General features: G+C 62.4%; 20 protein-coding genes. 15 read left to right on the top strand and 5 right to left on the bottom strand.

What is annotated here, in order from left to right:
* Positions 1–42: 42 nt before the first annotated feature.
* The 6 genes from pyk to OIK44_RS05235 all read left to right on the top strand — a co-directional run bounded on the left by pyk (position 43) and on the right by OIK44_RS05235 (position 5,363).
* Positions 43–1,476, top strand: a complete 1,434-nt coding sequence (gene pyk / locus OIK44_RS05260) for a pyruvate kinase (protein WP_273669648.1) — start codon at positions 43–45, stop codon at positions 1,474–1,476.
* 40 nt (positions 1,477–1,516) lie between these two features.
* Positions 1,517–2,797, top strand: coding sequence for a phosphopyruvate hydratase (gene eno, locus OIK44_RS05255; RefSeq protein ID WP_273669647.1), 1,281 nt, complete (start codon positions 1,517–1,519; stop codon positions 2,795–2,797).
* 480 nt (positions 2,798–3,277) lie between these two features.
* Positions 3,278–3,691 (top strand): hypothetical protein, encoded by a 414-nt coding sequence (locus tag OIK44_RS05250; protein ID WP_273669646.1) that lies wholly within the window; start codon positions 3,278–3,280, stop codon positions 3,689–3,691.
* Between the two features lie 112 nt (positions 3,692–3,803).
* Positions 3,804–4,016, top strand: a complete 213-nt coding sequence (locus OIK44_RS05245; protein ID WP_273669645.1) for a hypothetical protein — start codon at positions 3,804–3,806, stop codon at positions 4,014–4,016.
* Between the two features lie 102 nt (positions 4,017–4,118).
* Positions 4,119–4,610 (top strand): hypothetical protein, encoded by a 492-nt coding sequence (locus OIK44_RS05240; protein ID WP_273669644.1) that lies wholly within the window; start codon positions 4,119–4,121, stop codon positions 4,608–4,610.
* A gap of 357 nt (positions 4,611–4,967) precedes the next feature.
* Positions 4,968–5,363 (top strand): hypothetical protein, encoded by a 396-nt coding sequence (locus OIK44_RS05235; RefSeq protein WP_273669643.1) that lies wholly within the window; start codon positions 4,968–4,970, stop codon positions 5,361–5,363.
* Positions 5,364–5,554: 191 nt separating this feature from the next.
* Here the strand turns inward: OIK44_RS05235 and OIK44_RS05230 are convergent, their stop codons facing one another.
* Both OIK44_RS05230 and OIK44_RS05225 read right to left on the bottom strand, forming a co-directional pair.
* A complete protein-coding gene (locus OIK44_RS05230; protein WP_273669642.1) occupies positions 5,555–7,069 on the bottom strand; it encodes an AMP nucleosidase in 1,515 nt (504 codons plus the stop codon).
* 136 nt (positions 7,070–7,205) lie between these two features.
* On the bottom strand, positions 7,206–7,613 hold the full coding sequence (locus OIK44_RS05225; protein WP_273669641.1) for a bacteriohemerythrin: 408 nt from the start codon (positions 7,611–7,613) through the stop codon (positions 7,206–7,208).
* 226 nt (positions 7,614–7,839) lie between these two features.
* Between OIK44_RS05225 and OIK44_RS05220 the strand changes: the two genes are divergently transcribed.
* Positions 7,840–8,313 (top strand): bacteriohemerythrin, encoded by a 474-nt coding sequence (locus OIK44_RS05220; protein ID WP_273669640.1) that lies wholly within the window; start codon positions 7,840–7,842, stop codon positions 8,311–8,313.
* A 75-nt stretch (positions 8,314–8,388) separates the two neighbouring features.
* The gene (locus OIK44_RS05215; RefSeq protein WP_273669639.1) at positions 8,389–9,159 is read left to right on the top strand and encodes a ParA family protein; all 771 of its coding nucleotides are present in this window, start codon (positions 8,389–8,391) and stop codon (positions 9,157–9,159) included.
* 12 nt (positions 9,160–9,171) lie between these two features.
* Here OIK44_RS05215 and OIK44_RS05210 read toward each other — a convergent pair whose 3' ends face one another.
* Complete coding sequence (locus OIK44_RS05210; RefSeq protein WP_273669638.1) at positions 9,172–9,738, bottom strand: hemerythrin domain-containing protein; 567 nt, start codon at positions 9,736–9,738, stop codon at positions 9,172–9,174.
* Positions 9,739–10,056: 318 nt separating this feature from the next.
* On the opposite strand from OIK44_RS05210, the gene OIK44_RS05205 reads away from it, so the two are divergent.
* From OIK44_RS05205 to OIK44_RS05190, 4 genes are all read left to right on the top strand, one after another.
* The gene (locus OIK44_RS05205; protein WP_273669637.1) at positions 10,057–13,011 is read left to right on the top strand and encodes a sensor domain-containing protein; all 2,955 of its coding nucleotides are present in this window, start codon (positions 10,057–10,059) and stop codon (positions 13,009–13,011) included.
* A gap of 118 nt (positions 13,012–13,129) precedes the next feature.
* Complete coding sequence (locus OIK44_RS05200; RefSeq protein WP_273669795.1) at positions 13,130–14,155, top strand: M14 family zinc carboxypeptidase; 1,026 nt, start codon at positions 13,130–13,132, stop codon at positions 14,153–14,155.
* Positions 14,152–14,907: an alpha/beta fold hydrolase gene (locus OIK44_RS05195; protein ID WP_273669636.1), complete on the top strand. Its 756-nt coding sequence runs from the start codon at positions 14,152–14,154 to the stop codon at positions 14,905–14,907. The genes OIK44_RS05200 and OIK44_RS05195 overlap by 4 nt, the downstream gene beginning before the upstream one ends.
* Positions 14,908–15,056: 149 nt before the next feature.
* The gene (locus OIK44_RS05190) at positions 15,057–15,263 is read left to right on the top strand and encodes a hypothetical protein (protein WP_273669635.1); all 207 of its coding nucleotides are present in this window, start codon (positions 15,057–15,059) and stop codon (positions 15,261–15,263) included.
* Between the two features lie 68 nt (positions 15,264–15,331).
* On the opposite strand, the gene OIK44_RS05185 is transcribed toward OIK44_RS05190, so the two are convergent.
* Complete coding sequence (locus OIK44_RS05185) at positions 15,332–17,452, bottom strand: M36 family metallopeptidase (RefSeq protein WP_273669634.1); 2,121 nt, start codon at positions 17,450–17,452, stop codon at positions 15,332–15,334.
* Between the two features lie 222 nt (positions 17,453–17,674).
* Between OIK44_RS05185 and OIK44_RS05180 the strand changes: the two genes are divergently transcribed.
* Positions 17,675–18,094, top strand: a complete 420-nt coding sequence (locus tag OIK44_RS05180) for a hypothetical protein (RefSeq protein WP_273669633.1) — start codon at positions 17,675–17,677, stop codon at positions 18,092–18,094.
* A gap of 50 nt (positions 18,095–18,144) precedes the next feature.
* Here the strand turns inward: OIK44_RS05180 and OIK44_RS05175 are convergent, their stop codons facing one another.
* Positions 18,145–19,848, bottom strand: coding sequence for an MFS transporter (locus OIK44_RS05175; protein ID WP_273669632.1), 1,704 nt, complete (start codon positions 19,846–19,848; stop codon positions 18,145–18,147).
* Positions 19,849–20,102: 254 nt separating this feature from the next.
* On the opposite strand from OIK44_RS05175, the gene OIK44_RS05170 reads away from it, so the two are divergent.
* The gene (locus tag OIK44_RS05170; protein ID WP_273669631.1) at positions 20,103–21,281 is read left to right on the top strand and encodes an acetyl-CoA C-acyltransferase; all 1,179 of its coding nucleotides are present in this window, start codon (positions 20,103–20,105) and stop codon (positions 21,279–21,281) included.
* Positions 21,282–21,388: 107 nt separating this feature from the next.
* Positions 21,389–21,691: a Dabb family protein gene (locus OIK44_RS05165; RefSeq protein ID WP_273669630.1), complete on the top strand. Its 303-nt coding sequence runs from the start codon at positions 21,389–21,391 to the stop codon at positions 21,689–21,691.
* The last annotated feature ends 2 nt before the right edge of the window (positions 21,692–21,693 follow it).

Here is a 21,693-nt window from a genome sequence, read left to right as displayed (position 1 = left end):
GAAAGGACGGCACGCCCGCCCGGGTCCGTGCCGCTACACCCCATGCTCAGAGCGACAAAGATTGTAGCCACCGTTGGCCCCGCATCCAGCGACCTGGACACCCTCATCAAGATGATACGGGCCGGCGTGAACGTGGTGCGCCTGAATTTCTCGCACGGCAAGGCGCAGGACCACATCGACCGCGCCGCGCTGGTGCGCGAGGCGGCGGCGCGCTGCGGCCGCGAAGTGGCCATCATGGCCGATTTGCAGGGACCGAAAATCCGCGTCGGCAAATTTGAAAACGGCAAGATCCAGCTGGAAAACGGCGACAAGTTCATCCTCGACGCCGCCTGCGAGCTGGGCAACCAGGAACGCGTCGGCCTCGACTACAAGGAATTGCCGCGCGACTTGAAACCGGCCGACGTGCTCTTGCTCAACGACGGCCTGATCGTCCTGGTCGTCGACAAGATTGTCGGCAGCGCCATCCACACCACCGTGCGCATAGGCGGCGAGTTGTCCAACAACAAGGGCATCAACCGCCAGGGCGGCGGCTTGACGGCGCCGGCGCTGACGGCCAAGGACATGGAGGACGTCAAGACGGCGATGAGTTTCCAGGCCGACTATGTCGCCGTGTCCTTCCCGAAGAACGCCACCGACATGGAAATGGCGCGGCAACTGGCCAATATCGCCGGCGAGCAATACCACCACAAGGCGCTGATGATCGCCAAGATCGAGCGCGCCGAGGCCATTCCCGTGCTGCAGGAAATCCTCGACGCCTCGGACGGCATCATGGTCGCCCGCGGCGACCTGGCCGTCGAAGTGGGCAACGCCGCCGTGCCGGCCCTGCAAAAGCGCATGATCAAGATGGCGCGCGCCTCCAACAAGCTGGCCATCACGGCCACGCAGATGATGGAATCGATGATCGTCAACGCCGTGCCGACCCGGGCCGAAGTGTCCGACGTGGCCAACGCCGTGCTCGACGGCACCGACGCCGTGATGACCTCGGCCGAGACGGCCTCGGGCAAGTATCCGGTCGAGACGGTGGAGGCGATGGCCGCCATCTGCCTCGACGCCGAGAAATGGGATAGCTGCAAGCTCGACGCCGACTTCCTCAACATGACTTTCACCCGCATCGACCAGTCGATCGCCTACGGCGCCCTGTTCACGGCCCACCATTTGCGCGTGAAGGCCATCGCCACGCTGACCGAATCGGGCTCGACGGCGCTGTGGATGAGCCGCCACCACATCGACGTGCCCATCGTCGCATTGACCCCGAGCATCTCGACACAGCGTAAACTGGCGCTTTACCGCAACGTCAGCACGCTGGAATTGCCGCATTCGCAAGACCGCGACGCCGTGCTGCAGGCGGCGGAAGACTTGCTGCTGGAACACCGCGTGGTCGGGCGCGGCGACACCGTCGTGCTGACCTGGGGCGAGCCGATGGGCGAGGTGGGCGGCACCAACTCGCTGAAAATCATGAAGATCGGCCAGCGCTGAGCGGCGCCTCTTTCTTACAAACCAACTGGAGTATGGAACAATGAGCGTTATTGTAGAACTGATCGGCCGTGAAATCATCGACTCGCGCGGCAATCCGACCGTCGAATGCGACGTCCTGCTGGAATCGGGCGCCACCGGCCGCGCGGCCGTGCCGTCGGGCGCGTCGACGGGCTCGCGCGAAGCCATCGAGCTGCGCGACGGCGACCCGAAACGCTATTTCGGCAAAGGCGTGCTGAAGGCGGTGGAAAACATCAACACCGTCATCGCCGACGTCGTCACCGGGCTGGAGGCGCACGAGCAGGCTTTCCTGGACCGCATGCTGATCGAACTGGACGGCACCGACAACAAGAGCAACCTGGGCGCCAACGCCATGCTGGCCGTCTCGATGGCCGTCGCCAAGGCCGCCGCGCAGGAAGCCAACTTGCCGCTGTACCGTTATTTCGGCGGCTCGGCGGCGATGCGGATGCCGGTGCCGATGATGAACGTCATCAACGGCGGCGCCCACGCCGACAACAACCTCGATATTCAGGAATTCATGATTATCCCGGTCGGCGCGCCCAGCTTCAAGGAAGCCGTCCGCTACGGCGCGGAAGTGTTCCACACGCTGAAAAAGATCCTGCACAAGAAGGGCTTGACGACGGCCGTCGGCGACGAGGGCGGTTTCGCCCCGTCGGTGACGAACCACGAAGAGGCGATCAAGCTGATCATCCAGGCCATCGAAGAGGCCGGTTACGAGCCGGGCACGCAAATCGCGCTGGGCCTGGACTGCGCCGCCAGCGAGTTCTACAAGAACGGCAAGTACGAGCTGGAAGGCGAGGGCCTGAGCCTGACGGCGACCGACTTCAGCAATCTGCTGGCGACCTGGTGCGACAAGTATCCGATCATCTCGATCGAAGACGCGATGGCCGAGGGTGACTGGGAAGGCTGGGCGATCCTGACGGACATGCTGGGCAAGAAGGTGCAACTGGTCGGCGACGACCTGTACGTGACCAACACGAAGATCCTGAAGGAAGGCATCCAGAAGGGCATCGCCAACTCGATCCTGATCAAGATCAACCAGATCGGCACGCTGACGGAAACCTTCGCCGCCATCGAAATGGCCAAGCGCGCCGGCTACACGGCCGTCATTTCGCACCGCTCCGGCGAGACGGAAGACTCGACCATCGCCGACATCGCTGTCGGCACCAATGCGCTGCAGATCAAGACGGGCTCGATGTCGCGTTCGGACCGCATGGCCAAGTACAACCAGCTGCTGCGCATCGAGGAAGAGCTTGGCGTTGCGACTTCTTACGCAGGGCGGGACGCCTTCAACATCAAGTAAGATCAGCTTTTTCCTTTGAAATGCACGGAAACCTGCAATTCTGGGGACAGACTAAGTGACAACCGGCCCCTTTTTTGGGGCCGTTTTTTATGCTTACATTGCGTGATATTTGTCATGCGGCGAGTAATCTTGCGCTGTATAAATGGAGCGTCGGGATGCATTGAGCATACGTGAAACGCAAGGGTGCCTGGTTTGTAGACTTCTCATGCTCGACTGCCAGCACACCAGCGGGAGCTGCCGGGAACGGGGCGGCAGGCGCAGCAAATAGTGTTTTTGGAGACTATGCAAGCAAGCCGCGTACAGGCATAGCCGGAGGCGGGAAAACTGGATCGCGAACATCTATTTATAGCCAGGTAGTTAGTGAGGCGTATCAGAGCGGTGCAATTAACGTCGGCATGAAGCGAGTGCTCCGGGATGCGGGTAGGTTAATATCTGGAAAATTGCCATATGCGTCGGCGGCCTTAGCTGTATATGAGATTTATGATGCCTTCAATTGCGACTGATATGACAACAACTAAGCCGGTTGGCGAGCTGACCTTGATGTACTTGAAAAGGTGCGGCTATTCCCTCTCTGAGATTGAGTCCTGGTCAAGTGAGACAAGGCTTTTGCACGATATTGGCTTGTGTGGGGATGATATACTAGACGAGTTCAAAATTCTGCAAGATGAGTTTGGTGTGGACTTGTCTGGATTCGAGTTTGCAAAATACTTTCCGAACGAGCTTTCCCGAGATGCTTATTTGATCAGCGTGCGCCGTATATTGAGCTCGATTGGGTTGCCCACGGTTGCAAATTACATCTACAAGAGAGGAGTAGAGCGTACTTGCAGTAAATATCAGGAGGTATCTCTTGGGATGATCGAATCAACGATCAAGCAGCGGAAATGGATTGTTTAAAGGCCCACGATCCAGATTTCGCCGACCAGGTCGCTACATTGCCTTCACCGTCTGGCGATTTGCAATCATCGGAATATCGACAGTGTTTTCGTAGATGTTCAGGAAGTCTAAAATGATTGAAAAAGAATGCGCCATCGAAATTCAACGCCATGCACTCCAGGCGATAACGGAACTAACGAAGCTGTTAAATCAGAGCCAAGGACGGTGTTCGGCCGCAAGGTTTGAAGAGCTCAAAGAGGGGCTCGGGCGTTCAATTGGGGCAATACAGATGGGAATATTGGAGATCGTTAATGCTGAGTTTCCAGAATTGGACGACCTCCAATAGAAACAGGAGCGGGGCGGGGGCGGGTCCGGCGCTGGCGACGGCAATGGAGGTCGTCTACATGTTTAGGTAGAAGACTTAGGAGAAATTCGCAGAGGTCGATAGATGAATAATCAAGAACCGAAAAACATGTTTGCTTCCAGTTGCGGTAATTTTATACCTGTTGCTTGTATTTCATTTGTGGGTATTGTCCTTGCGTTGATTCTCAATGTGGCAGTTGATGATAAATACATGGCTCGGAGAATTTCCATGTATTACCCCATATACTCCGGAATATTTTACTTTACATTGTTCATCGCATTTGTTATTCATGAACGTTTGTCAATTGAATTTATTGGCAAAGTTTGGAAGTGTGTTGGCTATGGTTTGGTTTATGGTTTTTTTGCCGGATATATCGCCTATTTCTTTGGTATTGCTTTGGACGTGTATGGTGTTAAGCCAAAAATTGGCCAACCTTCTTTAAATTTTACTCATAGACTGTTCGAGCACTTCATTCTTAGCGTAAGCTATCCAGTTTTTTTCTTGAGAAGCTGGTTAAATGGTGCGCTGGTAGGTCTAATTATATTTTTCTTGTTAAAATTTATACGCATCGCATAGGTGTTTAGATTTAGGGGAGCGCTGATTTATTCTGATGGTTGGGATTGGTCAGCGAAAAAGGTGGCCTGCAAGGCGCGAAATCACAGCAATAGCGAGCTATTGCAAGATTTTGCAACGCCGCAGGACGCCTATTTTCGCGGTCAAGTCCGCCCTCATGAATAAATCAGCGCTTCCCTAGCAAGAAAGGATGCGTTGCTCAATATGAGCGCGCCGCAACAGCATGCGAAGTTGCTTCCATTGGATATGGGAAATCTAGATTTTCTGTTTGTATGGCGCGAGCCGGCGATTATCTTGCACAATGTATGAAATCTTGTGATAGGAAATAGCGAAATGATAATCCCACGTTTAGAAATTTACTTGAATGAACAGCAAAATCTGTGCATCGCAAAAAATGAGCGCGAAGGTGAAGAATCGCGGCTTATTTGGGACATTGAACTCGACAAGCTAAAGTCTTCAAAATTGGATGTGGCGTCTGCCAAATTTGGCGGGACTATTTTTAACCTTCTAAATATGTGGCACAAAGGTGCATTTGAGGACTGGGGCATTCCTTCCACTGAAGAGATATCGGAAAGCGATGACTATGAAATGGCGCAACGGTTGATTGGAAAGTCCGTGTCGGGCAAGACAGCGATTCATATTCCATCGATCAATCTATTGCTAAGTCAAGAGGCTAGTAAGAACGACGATGCCAAGCAATTTTTTGTAGACACGTGGCCAATTATCCGTGAGCGTCTAGAAAGCTATAGCGCTTAAAGACCGCGGTTTCAAATTTCAAGCGCAACATTGGTTTGATTAACAGTATTCGTCGGACGTTGTAGCTGAACGAGAATGAAGTTGTAGGGCATGTCCTGCTGTCATAGCAGGCGCGGTGGGGGGGGGCAAGTCCAGCAACCTGACATCCCCCCGGCCACTTCAAATGGCAGCGTCAATACAAGGCAGGCACATTACTGGAACGCCACCTCGGCGAAGCTGCGCAGCTTGCGGCTGTGTAGCTGGTCTATCCCTTGCTGGCGCAGCAAGGACAGCGCGCGGATGCCGATGCGCAGGTGCTGGTCCACCCGTTCGCGATAGAAATGGTTGGCCATGCCCGGCAGCTTGATTTCGCCATGCAGCGGCTTGTCGCTGACGCATAGCAGCGTGCCGTAGGGAACGCGGAAGCGGAAGCCGTTGGCCGCGATGGTCGCGCTTTCCATGTCCAGCGCTATCGCCCGGCTCTGGCTGAAGCGCCGCTCCGGCGTGCGCTGCGGCAGCAATTCCCAGTTGCGGTTGTCGGTGCTGGCCACGGTGCCGGTGCGCATGACGCGTTTCAAGTCGTAGCCGGTCAGCTGCGTCACCTCGGCCACCGCCGCCTCCAGTGCCTGCTGCACCTCGGCCAGCGGCGGAATCGGCACCCACAGCGGCAAATCCTCGTCGAGCACGTGGTCTTCGCGCACGTAGGCGTGCGCCAGCACGTAGTCGCCCAGGTTCTGCGTGTTGCGCAGGCCGGCGCAGTGGCCCAGCATCAGCCAGGCGTGCGGGCGCAGTACGGCGATGTGGTCGGTGATGGTCTTGGCGTTGGCCGGGCCGACGCCGATGTTGACCATGGTGATGCCGCTGCCGTCGGCGCGCACCAGGTGGTAGGCCGGCATTTGCGGCAGCCGCGGCGGCGGTGCGCCCAGCGCGTCTTCCGCCGTGGCGCTGTGGCCGGCGCGGCGCATGACGACGTTGCCCGGCTCGATGAAGGCGATGTAGCCGTCGTCCTCGCTGGGCGCGTGCGGGTCGACGGCGCGGGCCATCATGGCGTGCCCGAGGCGCACGAATTCGTCGATGTAGAACTGGTAATTGGTAAACAGGATGTAGTTCTGGAAGTGCTGCGCCGCCGTGCCGCTGTAGTGGCGCAGCCGTTGCAGCGAGTAGTCGACGCGCGGCGCCGTGAACAGCGACAGCGGCTGCGCCTCGCCCGGCGCCACTTCCATGGTGCCGTTGGCGATGCCGTCGTCCATCGCGGCCAGGTCGGGCAGGTCGAACATGTCGCGCATCGCCAGGCGGCGCTCCGGCGTCATATTGCCTTCGATGTGGTCGTGCTCGGCAAACGAGAAGTGCACGGGGATCGCTTGTGCGCTGACGCCCACTTCCAGCTGGACGTTCTGGTCGCGGCTGTGGTTCTTCAGCAGCAGGGTGAATTGCTGCAAATAGTAGTCGGCGAACAGGTCGGGGCGGGTCACCGTGGTTTCAAACACGCCGGGGCCGGCAACGAAGCCGTAGGCCAGGCGGGAGTCGGCGCGGGCGACGGTGTCGGTCTGGATGCGCACGAAGGGGTAGCAGGCGCGCGTGCGGCCGTTCAGGTCTTCGCCCGAAACGAAGCGCTGCAGCGCGTCGCGCAGGTGTTCGATGCTGCTGTGGTAGATGGCTTGTACCCGTTCCAGCGCGAGGTGCGGGTCGTTGAAGCGGGCAGATGCAATGAAGGCTGGGGTATGCAATGGGGGAACTCCTGTCGGTTACGGCGATCTGTTCTCCCTATTGTAAGGCAGCCGGCGAGGCGGCGTGTGGCGTGGCGGCCTCAGCCATTTTCTGCGGCCGCCCACGACGCGCTCATGCCGGCGCAGCCGGCCGCATTCAGCTGATTGCCGGCACCGGCTGGCCGGCCGCTTCCAGCGCGGCGGCCAGCGCCAGGTCCATCGTCGCCTGGTGGATCAGGAACCATTGCGGCAGCAGCGCCATCGCCTTGCGCCCCAGGGCGACGTCGCCCTGGCGTACATACGGGTCGGCATGGTGCAGGCCGCTCAGCACGCGGGTGTGCTGCTCGCGGTGGGCGCGCAGGCCGGGAAAGCCGATGCGCTCCATGACTTCTTCCTCGTCGGCGAAATCGCGCTCGATGGCGCTGGTGGCCCGCGTGAACGCCTCGCCGAACTGGGCGTCGGGCGTGTCGGCCAGCATGGCCAGCGCGTCGAACAGCGCTTTGTGCGATTCGTCCATCCCCAGGATGCCCAATTCCATTTCAGATGACCATTTGATTTTTTGCATGACCTTTCCCCTGTATTGACATTGTGCAGCCGGTCCAGTGTGGTCGCCTGCGCTGGAAATTTCCTTGACGCGGATCAAGGGGCGCAACAACGCGCATCAAACTTGGATGCGATGCCGGCGCCGCGGCCTGACGCGCAGGCGCGGCTCTTCCCGTTGCATTTGATGTAAATCAAGGAAATTTACCCCTGCGTCGCCGACACTGAACGATGTCGATATGGAGGGTTCTATGCATGCAATCAGATGGTCGGAGGACATGGCTTTGGGCGTGCCCACGATGGACCAGGCCCATCAGGCTTTGCTGGCGCAGCTGGAACGCTTGATCGCCGCGCCCGACGAGCACTTCGCGGCCGCCTATTGCGAGCTGATAGCGACGCTGGAAGCGGATTTCCGCGAAGAAGAGCAGTTAATGGAGAAAATCAACTTTCCGGCGCGGCGCCGCCACAGCGAGCAGCACGCGCGCGTGCTGAACGGCTTGCGCCACGCCGACGCCGACGTGCGGCAAGGCGATATGGCGGCCGGCCGCGACGTCGTGCGCATGCTGCCGCGCTGGTTCCTCGGCCATCTGTCGAGCATGGACCTGGAACTGGCCGTGGCGCTGGAACTGGCCGGCGAGCACCACCAGCGGCCGCCGGACGTGTTGCTGCGTGCGCAGTTGTCGCGCATGCTCAAGCAAAACATGATGGAATCGACGCGCGACTAGCACGGCGCAGAAAGTCGTTGCTGCGGCGCAGCATTCTGCTAGAATCGTGTAAATTCATCATCTTCCTGGAATGCCATGAAACGTGTGATTTTCAATCAAAAGGGCGGGGTCGGGAAATCGACCATCGCAGTGAACCTTGCGGCCATCGCCGCGCACCAGGGGAAAAGGACGCTTTTGATCGATATTGATCCGCAGTGCAATTCCAGCCGCTATCTGCTGGGCGCGGCGGCCACGGAAACGGCGCCGACCATGGCGGCGTATTTCGAGCAGATGCTGGCGTTCACGATGTTTCCGAAACCGGCCGCCAGCTTCGTCCACCCGACGCCGTTCGAGAATCTGTCCATCATGGTGGGGCATCCGGAAATCGGCGAGTTGCAGTCGAAACTGGAGTCGCGCCACAAGATCTACAAGCTGCGCGACACGCTAGACGAGCTGGCCAGGGATTACGATGAGATTTACGTCGACACGCCGCCGGCCTACAATTTCTTCACGCAGTCGGCGCTGATCGCGGCGGACCGCTGCCTGATTCCCTTCGACTGCGACGATTTTTCGCGCCAGGCGCTCTACACGCTGGTCAATAATGTGGCCGAGATCAAGGCCGACCACAATCCGGGGCTGGCAATCGAGGGCATCGTCGTCAACCAGTTCCAGGCCCGCGCGCGCCTGCCGCAGCGCCTCGTCGACGAGTTGCTGGCCGAGGGTTTGCCGGTGTTTGGCAGCAAGCTGTCGAGTTCGGTGCGCATCCGCGAGTCGCACGACCGCAACCTGCCCATGATCCACCTCGACGCCCGCCACAAGATGAGCCAGGAATTCCTGGCGCTGTACGACGAGTTGCAGGCGGCTTGAGCGCCGTTCGCTTCAAGCCGCCTGGGCGCGCCGCGCCTGCCGGCGCAGCCGCGGCGGCGCGGACTTGCGGCGGCGCTCATTGTGGGCCGCGTCATAGGATAGAAACATGGTGCCGATGGTGAACCATTGCTCGCTGGAGACGACGCGCTGCGCCAGCGGCAGCAATTCCTGCTCTTCCTTGGCCAGCCGTTCCAGCAAATTCTGGCAATAGCGGTCCAGCGTAAAACACAGCATTTTGATGTGCGTCGCGCCTTCGTCGAAGGCCATGCGCAGGCGCCGGCGCGCGGCACCCAGCACGTGGCGGCCGATGCGGTTCAGGGTTTCCAGGTCGGCCAGCAGGGCGCCGGCGTCGGCCGTGGCCGCGCGCACGGCCGGCATCAGGCAGCCTTCGACTTTGCGCTGGTGGCGCGTCTCGGCGAAGCGGGTCAATTCATCGAGCTGCAGGGCCAGCCGGTCCGGGTCGATGCCTTGCGGCGCGCCGGCGTGGGTGTGCAGGTATTGGCGAAAGCGTGCGATGGCGTTGCGTTCCTTCTTTTGCTCCTCGGACAAGGTCATCAGCGCATACGTGGCAGTCAACATAGTTGCTCCTTGCAAGCATTGCCCCGGACAAGTGTTCAGTCTGAGTATGCGCATCGCGGCGAGGCGTCCAGCGTGCGCAGCTTGGTGCTAAGGCATACAACGCGTCTTACCTTACGCCTGCTGCCGCCCGGCATCCGCCGTCGTTACAATTGCTTACATGTGTCAAAAACATAACTTTTCCAGTAGTAACTTTACATGGTACGCGAGGCGCTACGCGAGGCGCATATTCCACGCCTTCGGTGCTACATTGCTATACTGAAGCTGCTTCCTCAATCGTCCACCTAGCCGGCAATTATTTGAGGTAATACTCCGACCGCCATGAGCCCTCTGGACCTGCCCCCCTTGCAACGCATCGCCAGTCGTATTGCCCGTCTGGGGGGATGGACGCTGGAATTGCCGGAGCGCCGGCTGTTGTGGTCGGACGATATCTACGCCTTGTTCGAATGGCCGCCTGGGCCGGCGCCCAGCGTCGAGCAGGCCATCGAACTGTTCGCGCCCGAGTGGCGGGCGCAGATCCGCGCCGATTTCGACGCCTGTGTGCGCGACGGCACACCCTACGATGCGGAGATGGAGGTCATCACCGTCTCCGGCGCGCGCATCTGGGTGCGCAACATCGGCCAGGCGGTGCGCGGCGCGGACGGCGCGATCAGTGCGATACAGGGCGCTTTGCTCGACATCAGCGGACAAAAACGGGCGGAAGAGCGGGCCGGCCGCCTGGCCGACCGCCTCGTGACCACGCTGGAGAGCATCACCGACGGTTTCTTCACGCTGGACCGCGACTGGCGTTTCACCTATCTGAACCGGCAGACCGAGCAGTTGTTGCAGCGCGCGCGCGCCGAGCTGCTGGGCAAGAACGTCTGGGAAGAGTTCAAGGAGGCCGTCGGCGGGGTGTCTTATTGTGCTTACCAGCGCGCCGTGCGCGACAACTGCGCCGTCGAGTTCGTCGAATACTATCCGCCACTGCAGCGCTGGCTGGAAGGCCGCGCCTATCCATCCGACGAAGGGCTGGCCGTATACTTCCGCGACATCACGGCGCGCAAGCAGGCGGAGCTGGCCCTGGTGCGCTCGAACCGCGCGCTGCAATTGCTGAGCCGCTGCAACGACGCGCTGATACGCGTCGGCCATGAACACGAGTTGACCGAGCGCATCTGCCGCATCGCCGTCGAGCTGGGCGGCTACCGCATGGCCTGGGTCGGCTATGCCCAACAGGACGCGGCGCGCAGCATCAGCGTGGAAGCCCACGCAGGCGAAGGCGATCTTGAATATCTGCACAGCATGAACCTGAGCTGGGGCGACGCGCCCGCCGGCGGCGACTGCCCGGCCGCCCAGGTGCTGCGCGGCGGCGCGCCGGTGCTGCTGGACGATTTGGCGCTGCTCGACCGGGGCCTGGCGTGGGTGGCGGCGGCGCTCGGCTCCGGCTACCGCGCCGCCGCGTATTTGCCGCTGCGCGGCGAGGACGGCTGTTTCGGCCTGCTGGCCCTGTACACCGGCGGGCTGTTCCAGGACGCGGCCGGCGAAACCGCCTTGCTCGGCGAACTGGCCGACAACCTGGCCTTCGGCATCGGCAACATCCGCGTGCGCGACGAGCAGCGCCGCATCCAGGCGCATATCCGCGACCAGGCTTCGCTGCTCGACAAGGCGCGCGACGCCATCGTCGTGCGCAGCATCGACCAGCGCGTGCTGTACTGGAACAAGAGCGCGCAGCGCCTGTACGGCTGGGCCCAGGAAGAGGTGCTGGGGCGGTCCGTCGACGCCTTGCTCGACGACGACCCGCACGCGATCGAGGCCGCCACCGGCATCGTGCTGCAGTGCGGCGACTGGAGCGGCGAGGTGACGCGCCGAGGCAAGGACGGCAGCGCGCTGACGGTCGAGGTGCGCTGGACCCTGGTCAGCGAGGACGACGGCCGCCCCAAGGCCATCATGTCGATCGACACCGACATCACGCAGCGCAAGCAGGCCGAGCAGGAAATCAAGTACCTGGCGTTCTACGACGCGCTGACGGGCCTGCCGAACCGGCGCCTGATGCTGGACCGCCTGCAGCACGCGATGGCCGTCAGCGGCCGCGGCCAGCACGCCGGCGCGCTGCTGTTCATCGACCTGGACAATTTCAAGACGCTCAACGACACGCTGGGCCACGACCAGGGCGACCTGTTGTTGCAGCAGGTGGCGTTCCGCCTGCAGTCGGCCGTCTACGAAAGCGACACGGTGGCGCGCCTGGGCGGCGACGAGTTCGTCGTCATGGTGGAGAACCTGAGCCGCAATCCGCAGGCCGCCGCGGCCCAGACGACCACCATCGGCGAGCGTATCCTGCTGGCGATCAACCAGCCCTTCATCCTCAAGGGCTGCGAGCACTACAGCAGTTGCAGCATAGGCGCCACGCTATTCGAGCACGAGGGCAATGTCGGCGAGCTGCTCAAGCGCGCCGACCTGGCGATGTACCAGGCCAAGGCGGCCGGCCGCAACGCGCTGCGGTTTTTCGACCCGCAAATGCAAACGGCCGTCAATGCGCGCATGGCGCTGGAGGGCGATTTGCGCCAGGCCCTGCAATTGGGCGAGTTTTGCCTGCACTACCAGCCGCAGGTCGGCGACGGCGGCCGCATCACGGGCGCCGAGGCGCTGCTGCGCTGGCGGCATCCGCAGCGCGGCATGGTCGCGCCGGCCGCCTTCATCCCGCTGGCCGAGGAGAGCGGCCTGATCCTCGCGCTGGGCCGCTGGGTGCTGGAGACGGCCTGCGCGCAACTGCTGGCCTGGGCCGCCAAGCCGGCGACGGCCAGGCTGAGCCTGGCGGTCAACGTCAGCGCCCGGCAAATGCGCCACCCCGGCTTCGTCGACGAGGTGCTGGCGACGCTGGCGCGCAGCGGCGCCAACCCGGCCCGCCTGAAGCTGGAGCTGACCGAAAGCCTGCTGGTCGACGACGTCGAGGTGACGATCGCCAAGATGACGGCGCTGAAGGCGAGCGGGCTGGGTTTTTCGCTGGACGACTTCGGCACCGGCTATTCCTCGCTGAGCTATCTGAAGCGCCTGCCGCTCGAGCAACTGAAGATCGACCAGTCTTTCGTCGCCGACGTGCTGACGGACCCGAACGACGCCGCCATCGTGCGCACCATCGTCGCGCTGGGCCAGAGCCTGGGCCTGTCGGTGATGGCGGAGGGGGTCGAGACGCAGGCCCAGCGCGAATTCCTGTTCCACCACGGCTGCCGCGCCTACCAGGGCTATCTGTTCAGCCGGCCCTTGTCGGCCGAGCAGTTCGACGCCTTCATTGCCGCCCGATGAGGCCGGGGCCGGACCGTTTTGAAGGGCGTTCAAGGCGGCGCTTTTTATGCCGGCAACGGTATCCGCGGCGCGGCGTAGCAGATACTATATGCTTCACCACCGCGACAACGCCCCCGACATGATCGAGTCCCAACTGCCCGAATTGCTGGTTCTGGAACGCCTGATCGAGGAGGGCGGCGCGCACCTTGAGGTGAACATGAGTTGCGCGGTGCGCGTCGGCGCCCGCGAATTGCCGGTGTATACGCTTGCGCTGGGCAACCCCAGCCTGGACGTGCCGGCCGTCGGTTTTTTCGGCGGCATCCACGGCCTGGAGCGGATCGGCACCCAGGTGCTGCTATCCTTCCTGCAAAGCATGCTGGCGCGGCTGCGCTGGGACCATGTGCTGCATCAGCAATTGCAGGCCGTGCGCCTGGTGTTCATGCCGCTGGTGAACCCCGGCGGCATGTGGCGCTCGACCCGCTGCAACCCGCACGGCGTCGACCTGATGCGCAACGCCCCCGTCGATTCGCTGGAGAAAGTTCCCTTCCTGCTGGGTGGGCAGCGCTTCAGCCCGCGCCTGCCCTGGTATCGCGGGCCGCTGGGCGAACCGATGGAGGCGGAAAGCCGGGCCGTTTGCCGCGTCGTCGAACAGCAGTTGCTGCCGCGCAGCTTCAGCCTGGCGCTGGACTGCCATTCCGGTTTCGGCTTGCGCGACCGTATCTGGTTCCCGCACGCCCACACGACGACGCCGATCGCCCATCTGGCCGACATCGGTGCGCTGGAGCAGTTGTTTACCCAGAGCCATCCGAACCACAATTATGTGTTCGAGCCGCAAAGCCTGCAGTACCGCACCCACGGCGACCTGTGGGACTATCTGTATCTGAACGCCGTCAGCGCCAGCGAGCGGGTGTTTTTGCCGCTGACGCTGGAAATGGGTTCCTGGCTGTGGGTGAAGAAAAATCCGCTGCAGCTGTTCAGCCGCCTCGGCATGTTCAACCCCAAGCCGGAGCACCGCCTGCAGCGGGTCTTGCGCAGCCACACGGTCTGGCTCGATTTTCTCGCCCGCGCCGCCTGCGGCCACCAGCGCTGGTTGCCGGAGGGGTCGGCGCGCGGCGCCCGCCAGGCCGACGCGCTGGCGCGCTGGTACACGCCGCGCCGGCCATGAGCAACTGGGTGTTCCTGCGCGGGCTGATGCGCGAGCAGCGCCACTGGGATGCCTTTCCCGGCGTCTTCCGCGCGGCCGTGCCGGACGCGCACATCGTCACGCCCGACTTGCCCGGCAACGGCCAGCGCCACGCCATGGCCAGCGCGCAGCGGGTGGCCGACATGGTCGAATTTTGCCGCCGCGACTTGGCGGAGCGGGGCTGCGCCGCACCGTATCACCTGCTGGCGCTGTCGCTGGGCGGCATGTTGGCCGTCGAATGGGCGGCGCGCTATCCGCAGGAAATCGCCGCGCTGGTGCTGATCAACACCAGCATGCGGCCGTTCAGCCCGTTTTACCGGCGCCTGCGCTGGCAAAACTACGCCGCCCTCGTCGCGCTGGCGGCGCTGGGCGGGCTGGCCCGCCAGGAGGCGCTCATCTTGCGCTTGACCAGCAGCGCGGACGACGGGCGCGCGCCCTTGCTGCCGCGCTGGATCGCCTACCAGCGCGAATATCCGGTCACGCGCGCCAATGCCTTGCGCCAATTGCTGTCGGCCGCCCGCTACCGCGCGCCCGCGCGGCGGCCCGCCGCGCCCGTGCTGGTGCTAGCCAGCCGCGCCGACCGCCTGGTCGACGCCAGTTGTTCGCTGCGCCTGGCGGCGCACTGGCGGGCCGCCTGCGCGCTGCATCCCGACGCCGGGCACGACCTGCCGCTCGACGATGGCGCCTGGGTGGCGGCGCAGGTCGCCCAATGGTTGCATCCGGGAAATATGTAAAACCTTGAAACAGCGCCGGTCAGCATGGTAGACTTAATTTAGCGGCATATCCGTATCTGGTGCTCGGAGCGAAGCCGGCGCTATATATCGCCCGGTTTTTTTATTTTCCGTTTCATGTCAATAAATCACGTTCGCTAATGAAGAATCCAATGAAGTTCCTGATATTCCCGCTGGCTGCCATTGCCAATTCCGCTTGCAGCGTCATTTACGACATCAATCAAGACCGCGTCGCCGAATACTGTAACAGCCTCGTCGACACGGCACAGCGCAACGCCTGCCTGCAGCGCAACCGCACCAGTTACGAGGAGTACGAGCGCGAACGGCAGAAACTGCTGGGGGGCGCCGCCTCGAAGTAAGCGCGGCGTTTCGCGGCGCGAAAAAAAAGCCCATCTGTGTCAGATGGGCTTTTTACTTTCCGGCTCGCTTACCACTTCGCTTTCAGCGTGTATTTGCCGTTCGCCGTACCCGTGCCGCCACTGTAATAGAACACTTTGGCGTACACGGCCAGCGGCGCCGCGCCGGAGTTCGCGTAGCTGATGTTGTCCGCCACGCCGGTGCCGTTGGTGCTGGAACCGATTTTCGTGCCGGCGGCGTTATACAGCTCCAGATCGTAGTCCGAGGTGCCGTTTGGCGCCAGCGTCAGCGTCAGCGAGCGGCCAGCCGGGATGCTGACCTTGAAGTAGTCGACGTCGGCCGCCGCGCTGATCGTGCCGTTCACCGTGGTGTTGCTGACGGCGACGACGTTGGCGGTGGCGGTGGTGTTGTTGCTTTCCACCTCAGCCTGGGTCGGGCCGGGCGGCACCACGGCGCCAAGGATGTTCTGCGCCTCGAACTTGGCGCGGAAGGTGTTTTCGTAAGTGGCGTCGTCCGGGTACAGCGTGTGCGCGGCGTTGACGATGGCCGTTGCCATCGCCGGCATCTTGATGTTCGAGCCCAGGCCGAAATGCGCCTCCAGAATGATCTTGTCGATGTTGCCGCGCGGCTTGCCGGCGGCAATCAGCGCCACCATCGACTGGTACAGCGGCGCCGACCACAGCTCGTCGGACTGGAACGTCACGCCGCCCTCGGTGATGTTGACGTGCGCCGGGTAGCTCTTGCTGCTGTTGTATTTGGCGTCGGTGCGGTTCAGCATGCGTCCGGCCCAGCAGGCGCCGTGGCCGTCCCAGCTAAACGCCCATTCCGGATGGTAGACCTTGCCGTTCGCCGTGCTGTAGGAGTAGGAGGCGGCCCAGTAGTCACCGAAACCTTCGCCCATCCCGCCCGTATCGCCGCCGTTCCAGTTCGAGTTGATGTTGTGGTGAATGCCGTGGCCGTATTCGTGCAGGATCACGTCGGCGTCTTCGGTGTCGTTGACGCAGCCGTGGCCGAAGGCCAGGTAGTCGCTGCCGGGGCTGCCGGGGCTGTAATGGGAATTGTCGGCGCCGTCCAGGCCGTCGGTGTCGACGTTGATCGGCCGGTTGATGATGCTCTTCGTGCCGGTGAAGCCGAGCGACTGGATATAGCGCTGGTTCTGGTCGATGTGGAAGTAGACGTTGCTGTCGTCGAAGGCGTTGTTGCCGCGCTTCGCGGTCCAGACCCCGTTCGTCGTCGTGCTCGGCGGCGTGTTCGGCGCCTCGATGTTGGTGATGTTGATATGCGGGCCGGTCAGCGTGTACACGCCGGACGTGACGGTCAGGTCGGCCAGCGTCTTGTTCGCGTAGGCGGCGTCGAAGGCGGAGGCCGGCGAGGAGTCGGTCAGGGTGTCGTTGTTGAGGGCCGTGCGCGGATCGGGGTCGAAGACCAGGCCCATGCCGTTGATGCCGGAAGGGGCGGTTGTCGCGGCGGCCGCCTTGCGGGCCAATGGCAGCACCTTGGCGGCCTGCGTCGCGCTCTGGCGGTCCAGCAGCGGGCCGGTGATGGCGGCGCGCGCCGCGATGCTGCGTTCGGCGCCCTTGCGCGGCAGCGAAGTCGAGTAGGAGTCGATCAAGGCGCCGTTATGGGCATTCAGGTATTGCACGAAGCCCCCCGTGGGCATCTGCGCCTGGATGTGCACCTTGTGGGCCAGCGTGACGCCATCCTTGCCGGCCACCCACACCAGCTCGGTGGTTGGCTGCGCCACCAGCGGATTTTGCACCTTCATATTGTTCCAGCCCTGGTCGAGCGCCTTTTCGGCGCTGATCTGCGCCTGCACATACAACTGGTTGGCGGCGTTCGCGTCGACCTTGTCGGAGATATGCCTGGTTTCGTTGAAGATTTTTTGCAGTTCGCCATTGCGTCCGATCGAGACGATGATCTCGGCCCGGTCCACCAGCAAGCCACGGAGCATCTGCTGGTAGTGGTAGTGCTTGCCGGTGAGCGATTCCTGCACCTTGGTCAGTACCAGGTTGCTCAAGTCGGCGGGCAGGCCGTACTGGTCGGCGTGGCGTTGCAGCACGGCTTGCGCGGAACCGGCGCGGGTGTTGGAAAAGACCGTGACGTTTTCCGTCGTGCTGCTGCCGGCCTGGGCCAGGCCGGCGTAGCCGAGGACAATCAAAGATGCCAGGATGGAACGTGGATGATGCCGCATGTGTATTCTCTCCGCGAAAGTTGAGGATGTGCGTCTGATGACGCCTCATGTGGAAGCCCCGTCGGGCCTTGCAAATCAAACAACGTGAATAAAGTATATAGCTAGTTTTTTTGACATAAAGCAAATATTTCAATATTGTGACAAATGCGCAACATTGCTCGACGAGGGGGCTAGGCCCGCCTATGATGGGGCAATTATTCAGCCCAAACGAGGAGGCTTACGATGCGCCTTAGCTACGCCGCCATCTTGATGGCAACGCTCTATGCCGGCTGCGCCGGCGCCGGCGATCCGCCGGCCGCCGCCCAGGCCGGCGCCGCGGCGGCGCGGCCGCCGAAACCGATTCCCGACATCGAGCCGGAAACCACGGAACAGTTGCGCGCGGTGCTGCTGCATATTGCCGCCGGCAAGGCGACGATGGAGGGATACACGGAAAGGGCGGCCGCCGCGGCGCAGGGCCAGGAGATGGGGGCGCGCCTGCGGGCCTACGGGGCGCTGCAGGCGCTGCAACTGCTTGAGCGCAAGGTTGACGGCGAGAACCGCGTCTACCGCTACCGCGCCGTCTACGCGCAGGGGCCGGTGCTGGTCGACGTCACCTTCGGCAAGGGCGCGCGCATCGACCGTCTGCAGTTGGCGCCGGAGTAAGTTGCCGTCGGGGTCATGCCTTGCCATGACCCCGACTGGCGGGGCGCGGGCTAGTCGGCCGCGTAGATGTCGTTATCCTTGGTTTCGCTGACGAACAGGGTGCCGATGACCACGGTTGCCAGCGCGACGATGATCGGATACCACAGCCCGTAGTAGATGTCGCCCTTGAAGGCCACCAGCGCGAACGCCGTCGTCGGCAGCAAGCCGCCGAACCAGCCGTTGCCGATGTGGTAGGGCAGGGACATCGAGCTGTAGCGTATGCGCGTCGGGAACATTTCCACGAGCATCGCGGCGATCGGCCCGTACACCATCGTCACATACAGCACCAGGATGAACAGCAGCAGCACGACCATCGGCTTGTTGATCTGCTCGGGGTCGGCCTTGGCCGGATAGCCGGCGGCCTTGATGGCGGCGCCGGCCTCCTTCTTGAAGTCGGCTTCTTTTTTCTTGCTGTCGGCCGTGAAGTTCAGGTTGTCAGGCGTCATGTCGGCGTTGAAGGAGGCGATTTCCTTGTCGCCGATCTTGATCTTCGCCAGACTGCCGGCCGGCGCGTCGACCTTGGTGTAGTTGACCGAGCTGGCCGACAGCACCTGGGTGGCGATGTCGCAGGAGGAGGGGAACTTTTTCGTGCCGGTCAGGTTGAACTGGAAGTGGCAGGAGGCCGGATCGGCGACGACGACGACGGGCGAGTCCTTCAGGGCCGCTTCCAGCGCCGGGTTGGCATAGTGGGTCAGGCCGCCGAAGATGGGGAAATAGGTCAGCGCGGCGACCAGGCAGCCGCCCAGGATGATGTATTTGCGCCCCAGCTTGTCCGACAGGGTGCCGAAGAAGATGAAGAACGGCGTGCCCAGCAGCAGGGCGATGGCGATCAGCACATTGGCCGTCGCCAGGTCCACCTTCAGCGTCTGGATCATGAAGAACAGGGCGTAGAACTGGCCCGTGTACCAGACCACGGCCTGGCCCGCCGTCAGGCCGACCAGGGCGAGGATGACGATCTTCAGGTTTTTCCATTTGCCGAAGGCTTCCGTCAGCGGCGCTTTCGAGGTCTTGCCCTCGGCTTTCATCTTGGCGAAGGCCGGCGATTCGTTCATCGACAGGCGGATCCACACGGAAATGGCGAGCAGCAGCACGGAAACCAGGAAGGGCACGCGCCAGCCCCAGGCGGAGAATTGCTCTTCGCCGACGGCCAGGCGGGTGCCCAGGATCACCATCAGCGACAGGAAGAAGCCCAGCGTCGCCGTCGTCTGTATCCAGGCGGTGAAGGCGCCGCGCTTGCCCTCGGGCGCATGTTCGGCGACGTAGGTGGCCGCGCCGCCGTATTCGCCGCCCAGGGCCAGCCCCTGCAGGATGCGCAGCGTGACGAGGATGATGGGGGCGGCGATGCCGATCGAGGCGTAGCCGGGCAGCAGGCCGACGATGAAGGTCGATGCGCCCATGATGAGGATGGTGATGAGGAAGGTGTATTTGCGGCCTATCATGTCGCCCAGGCGGCCGAACACCAGCGCGCCGAAGGGCCGGACGATGAAGCCGGCGGCGAAGGCCAGCAGCGCGAAGATGAAGGTGGTGGTGGGGTCGCCGACGAAGAATTGCTTGGCGATGATGGACGCCAGCGAACCGTATAGGTAAAAGTCGTACCACTCGAAAACGGTGCCCAGCGAGGAGGCGAAGATCACCTTGCGTTCCTCCGCCGTGATGGGCGCGCCTTTCTGGCTGGGTTTCCGCGCGTCGGCGGTGTTGCCGGTTGAGATAGCCATGTTTGTCTCCTGTATATTTTTTTAAATTGTTTTTGACAGATTTGTAAATACGTCATCTGCCGCTTCGAGTGTGGGCGTGAAAACTTACACCATGCTTGCTTCAAACTGACGCGAGGCTGACAAAATGCCACTGTATTGAGCTCCCGCAGGCCGCGACAAATTTACGAACGACCGTACTAATATGTGCTATTCTGATTTGAGCGATTCCCGGCGCAACCGGAAATAATCAACGCATTCTGACAAGGAGACTTAACATGATTGATGCCGTCATCGTATCCACCGCCCGCACCGGCCTGGCCAAGTCCTGGAAGGGGGCGTTCAACATGACGCACGGCGCCACGCTGGGCGGCCACGTGTTGCAGGCGGCGATACAGCGCGCCAACATCGAGGCGGCCGAGGTCGAGGACGTGCTGGTCGGTTGCGCCAATCCGGAAGGGGCGACAGGCGGCAATATTGCGCGCCAGATCGCCCTGCGCGGCGGCGCCCCCGTCACCACGGCCGGCATGACCGTCAACCGTTTTTGCTCGTCCGGGCTGCAGGCGATCGCGCTGGCGGCCCAGCGCATCATCGCCGGCGAAGGCGACATCTATGCCGCCGGCGGCGTCGAGTCGATTTCCTGCGTGCAGCAGGAGATGAATCTGCATATGTATAAGGAGCTCTGGCTGGAGCAGCACAAGCCGGAGCTGTACTGGCCGATGCTGCAGACGGCCGAAACGGTGGCCAAGCGCTACCGCATCAGCCGCGAGCGCCAGGACGAGTACGGCGTGCGTAGCCAGCAGCGCGCCGCCGCCGCCCAGGCCGCCGGCCTGTTCGACGCCGAAATCGTGGCGATGACGACGACCATGGGCGTGGCCGACAAGGAGTCGGGCATGTTGCTGACGCGCCAGGTGACGCTGGCCGCCGACGAGGGCATACGCGCCGACACGACGCTGGAAAGCGTGGCGAAGATCCGCCCGGCCCTGCCCGGCGGCGTCATCAGCGCGGGCAACGCCAGCCAGTTTTCCGACGGCGCGGCGATGGCCATCGTCATGAACGCCAAGGTGGCCGAGGCGAAGGGCTTGCAGCCGCTGGGCATCTTCCGCGGTTTTGCCGTGGCCGGCTGCGAACCGGACGAGATGGGCATCGGCCCCGTCTACGCGATTCCCAAGCTGCTGAAGAAGGCCGGCCTGAGCGTGGCCGACATCGGCTTGTGGGAGTTGAACGAGGCGTTCGCCGTGCAAGTGCTGTATTGCGCCGACACGCTGGGCATCCCGATGGAGCGGCTCAACGTGAACGGCGGCGCCATCGCCGTCGGCCACCCCTACGGCGTGTCGGGCGCGCGCCTGACGGGCCACGCGCTGATCGAAGGCAAGCGGCGCGGCGTCAAGTACGTGGTCGTGACGATGTGCATAGGCGGCGGCCAGGGCGCGGCCGGCCTGTTTGAAGTCGTGTGAGTTCCCGGAGGGGCGGCGGTGCCGGCGCGCGAATATAATGGCGGGCCGGTCGCGCGCCCCTTGATATGCAAGACGCGTGTTTTTAATTCAACCGATATAAAAATCATATGATCAAGCACATCGTTTTCTGGAAATTGAAAGAGCATGCGGAAGGCGGCGACCGCGCCGCGAATGCCTTGAAGATGAAGCAATTACTCGATTCCTGCGCCAAGCTGCTGCCCGGCATGCTGACATTTGAAGTGGCGCTGGCCCAGCCGGGCCTGGAGGCGAGCTACGACGTCGTGCTGTACTCCGAATTCGCCGACAAGGCCACCTTGGACGCGTATCAGGATCATCCTGACCATATCGCGATCAAACCATTCATCGTCGCCGTGCGCGAAGCCCGCCAGTGCATGGATTACGCAGCCTGATC

The sequence above is a fragment of the Janthinobacterium fluminis genome, assembly GCF_028595325.1.
In the GTDB taxonomy this organism is placed as follows: Bacteria; Pseudomonadota; Gammaproteobacteria; order Burkholderiales; family Burkholderiaceae_D; genus Janthinobacterium; species Janthinobacterium fluminis.
The sequence above is the reverse complement of the archived record's forward strand: the minus strand, read 5'-3'. Positions and strand labels throughout refer to the sequence as shown.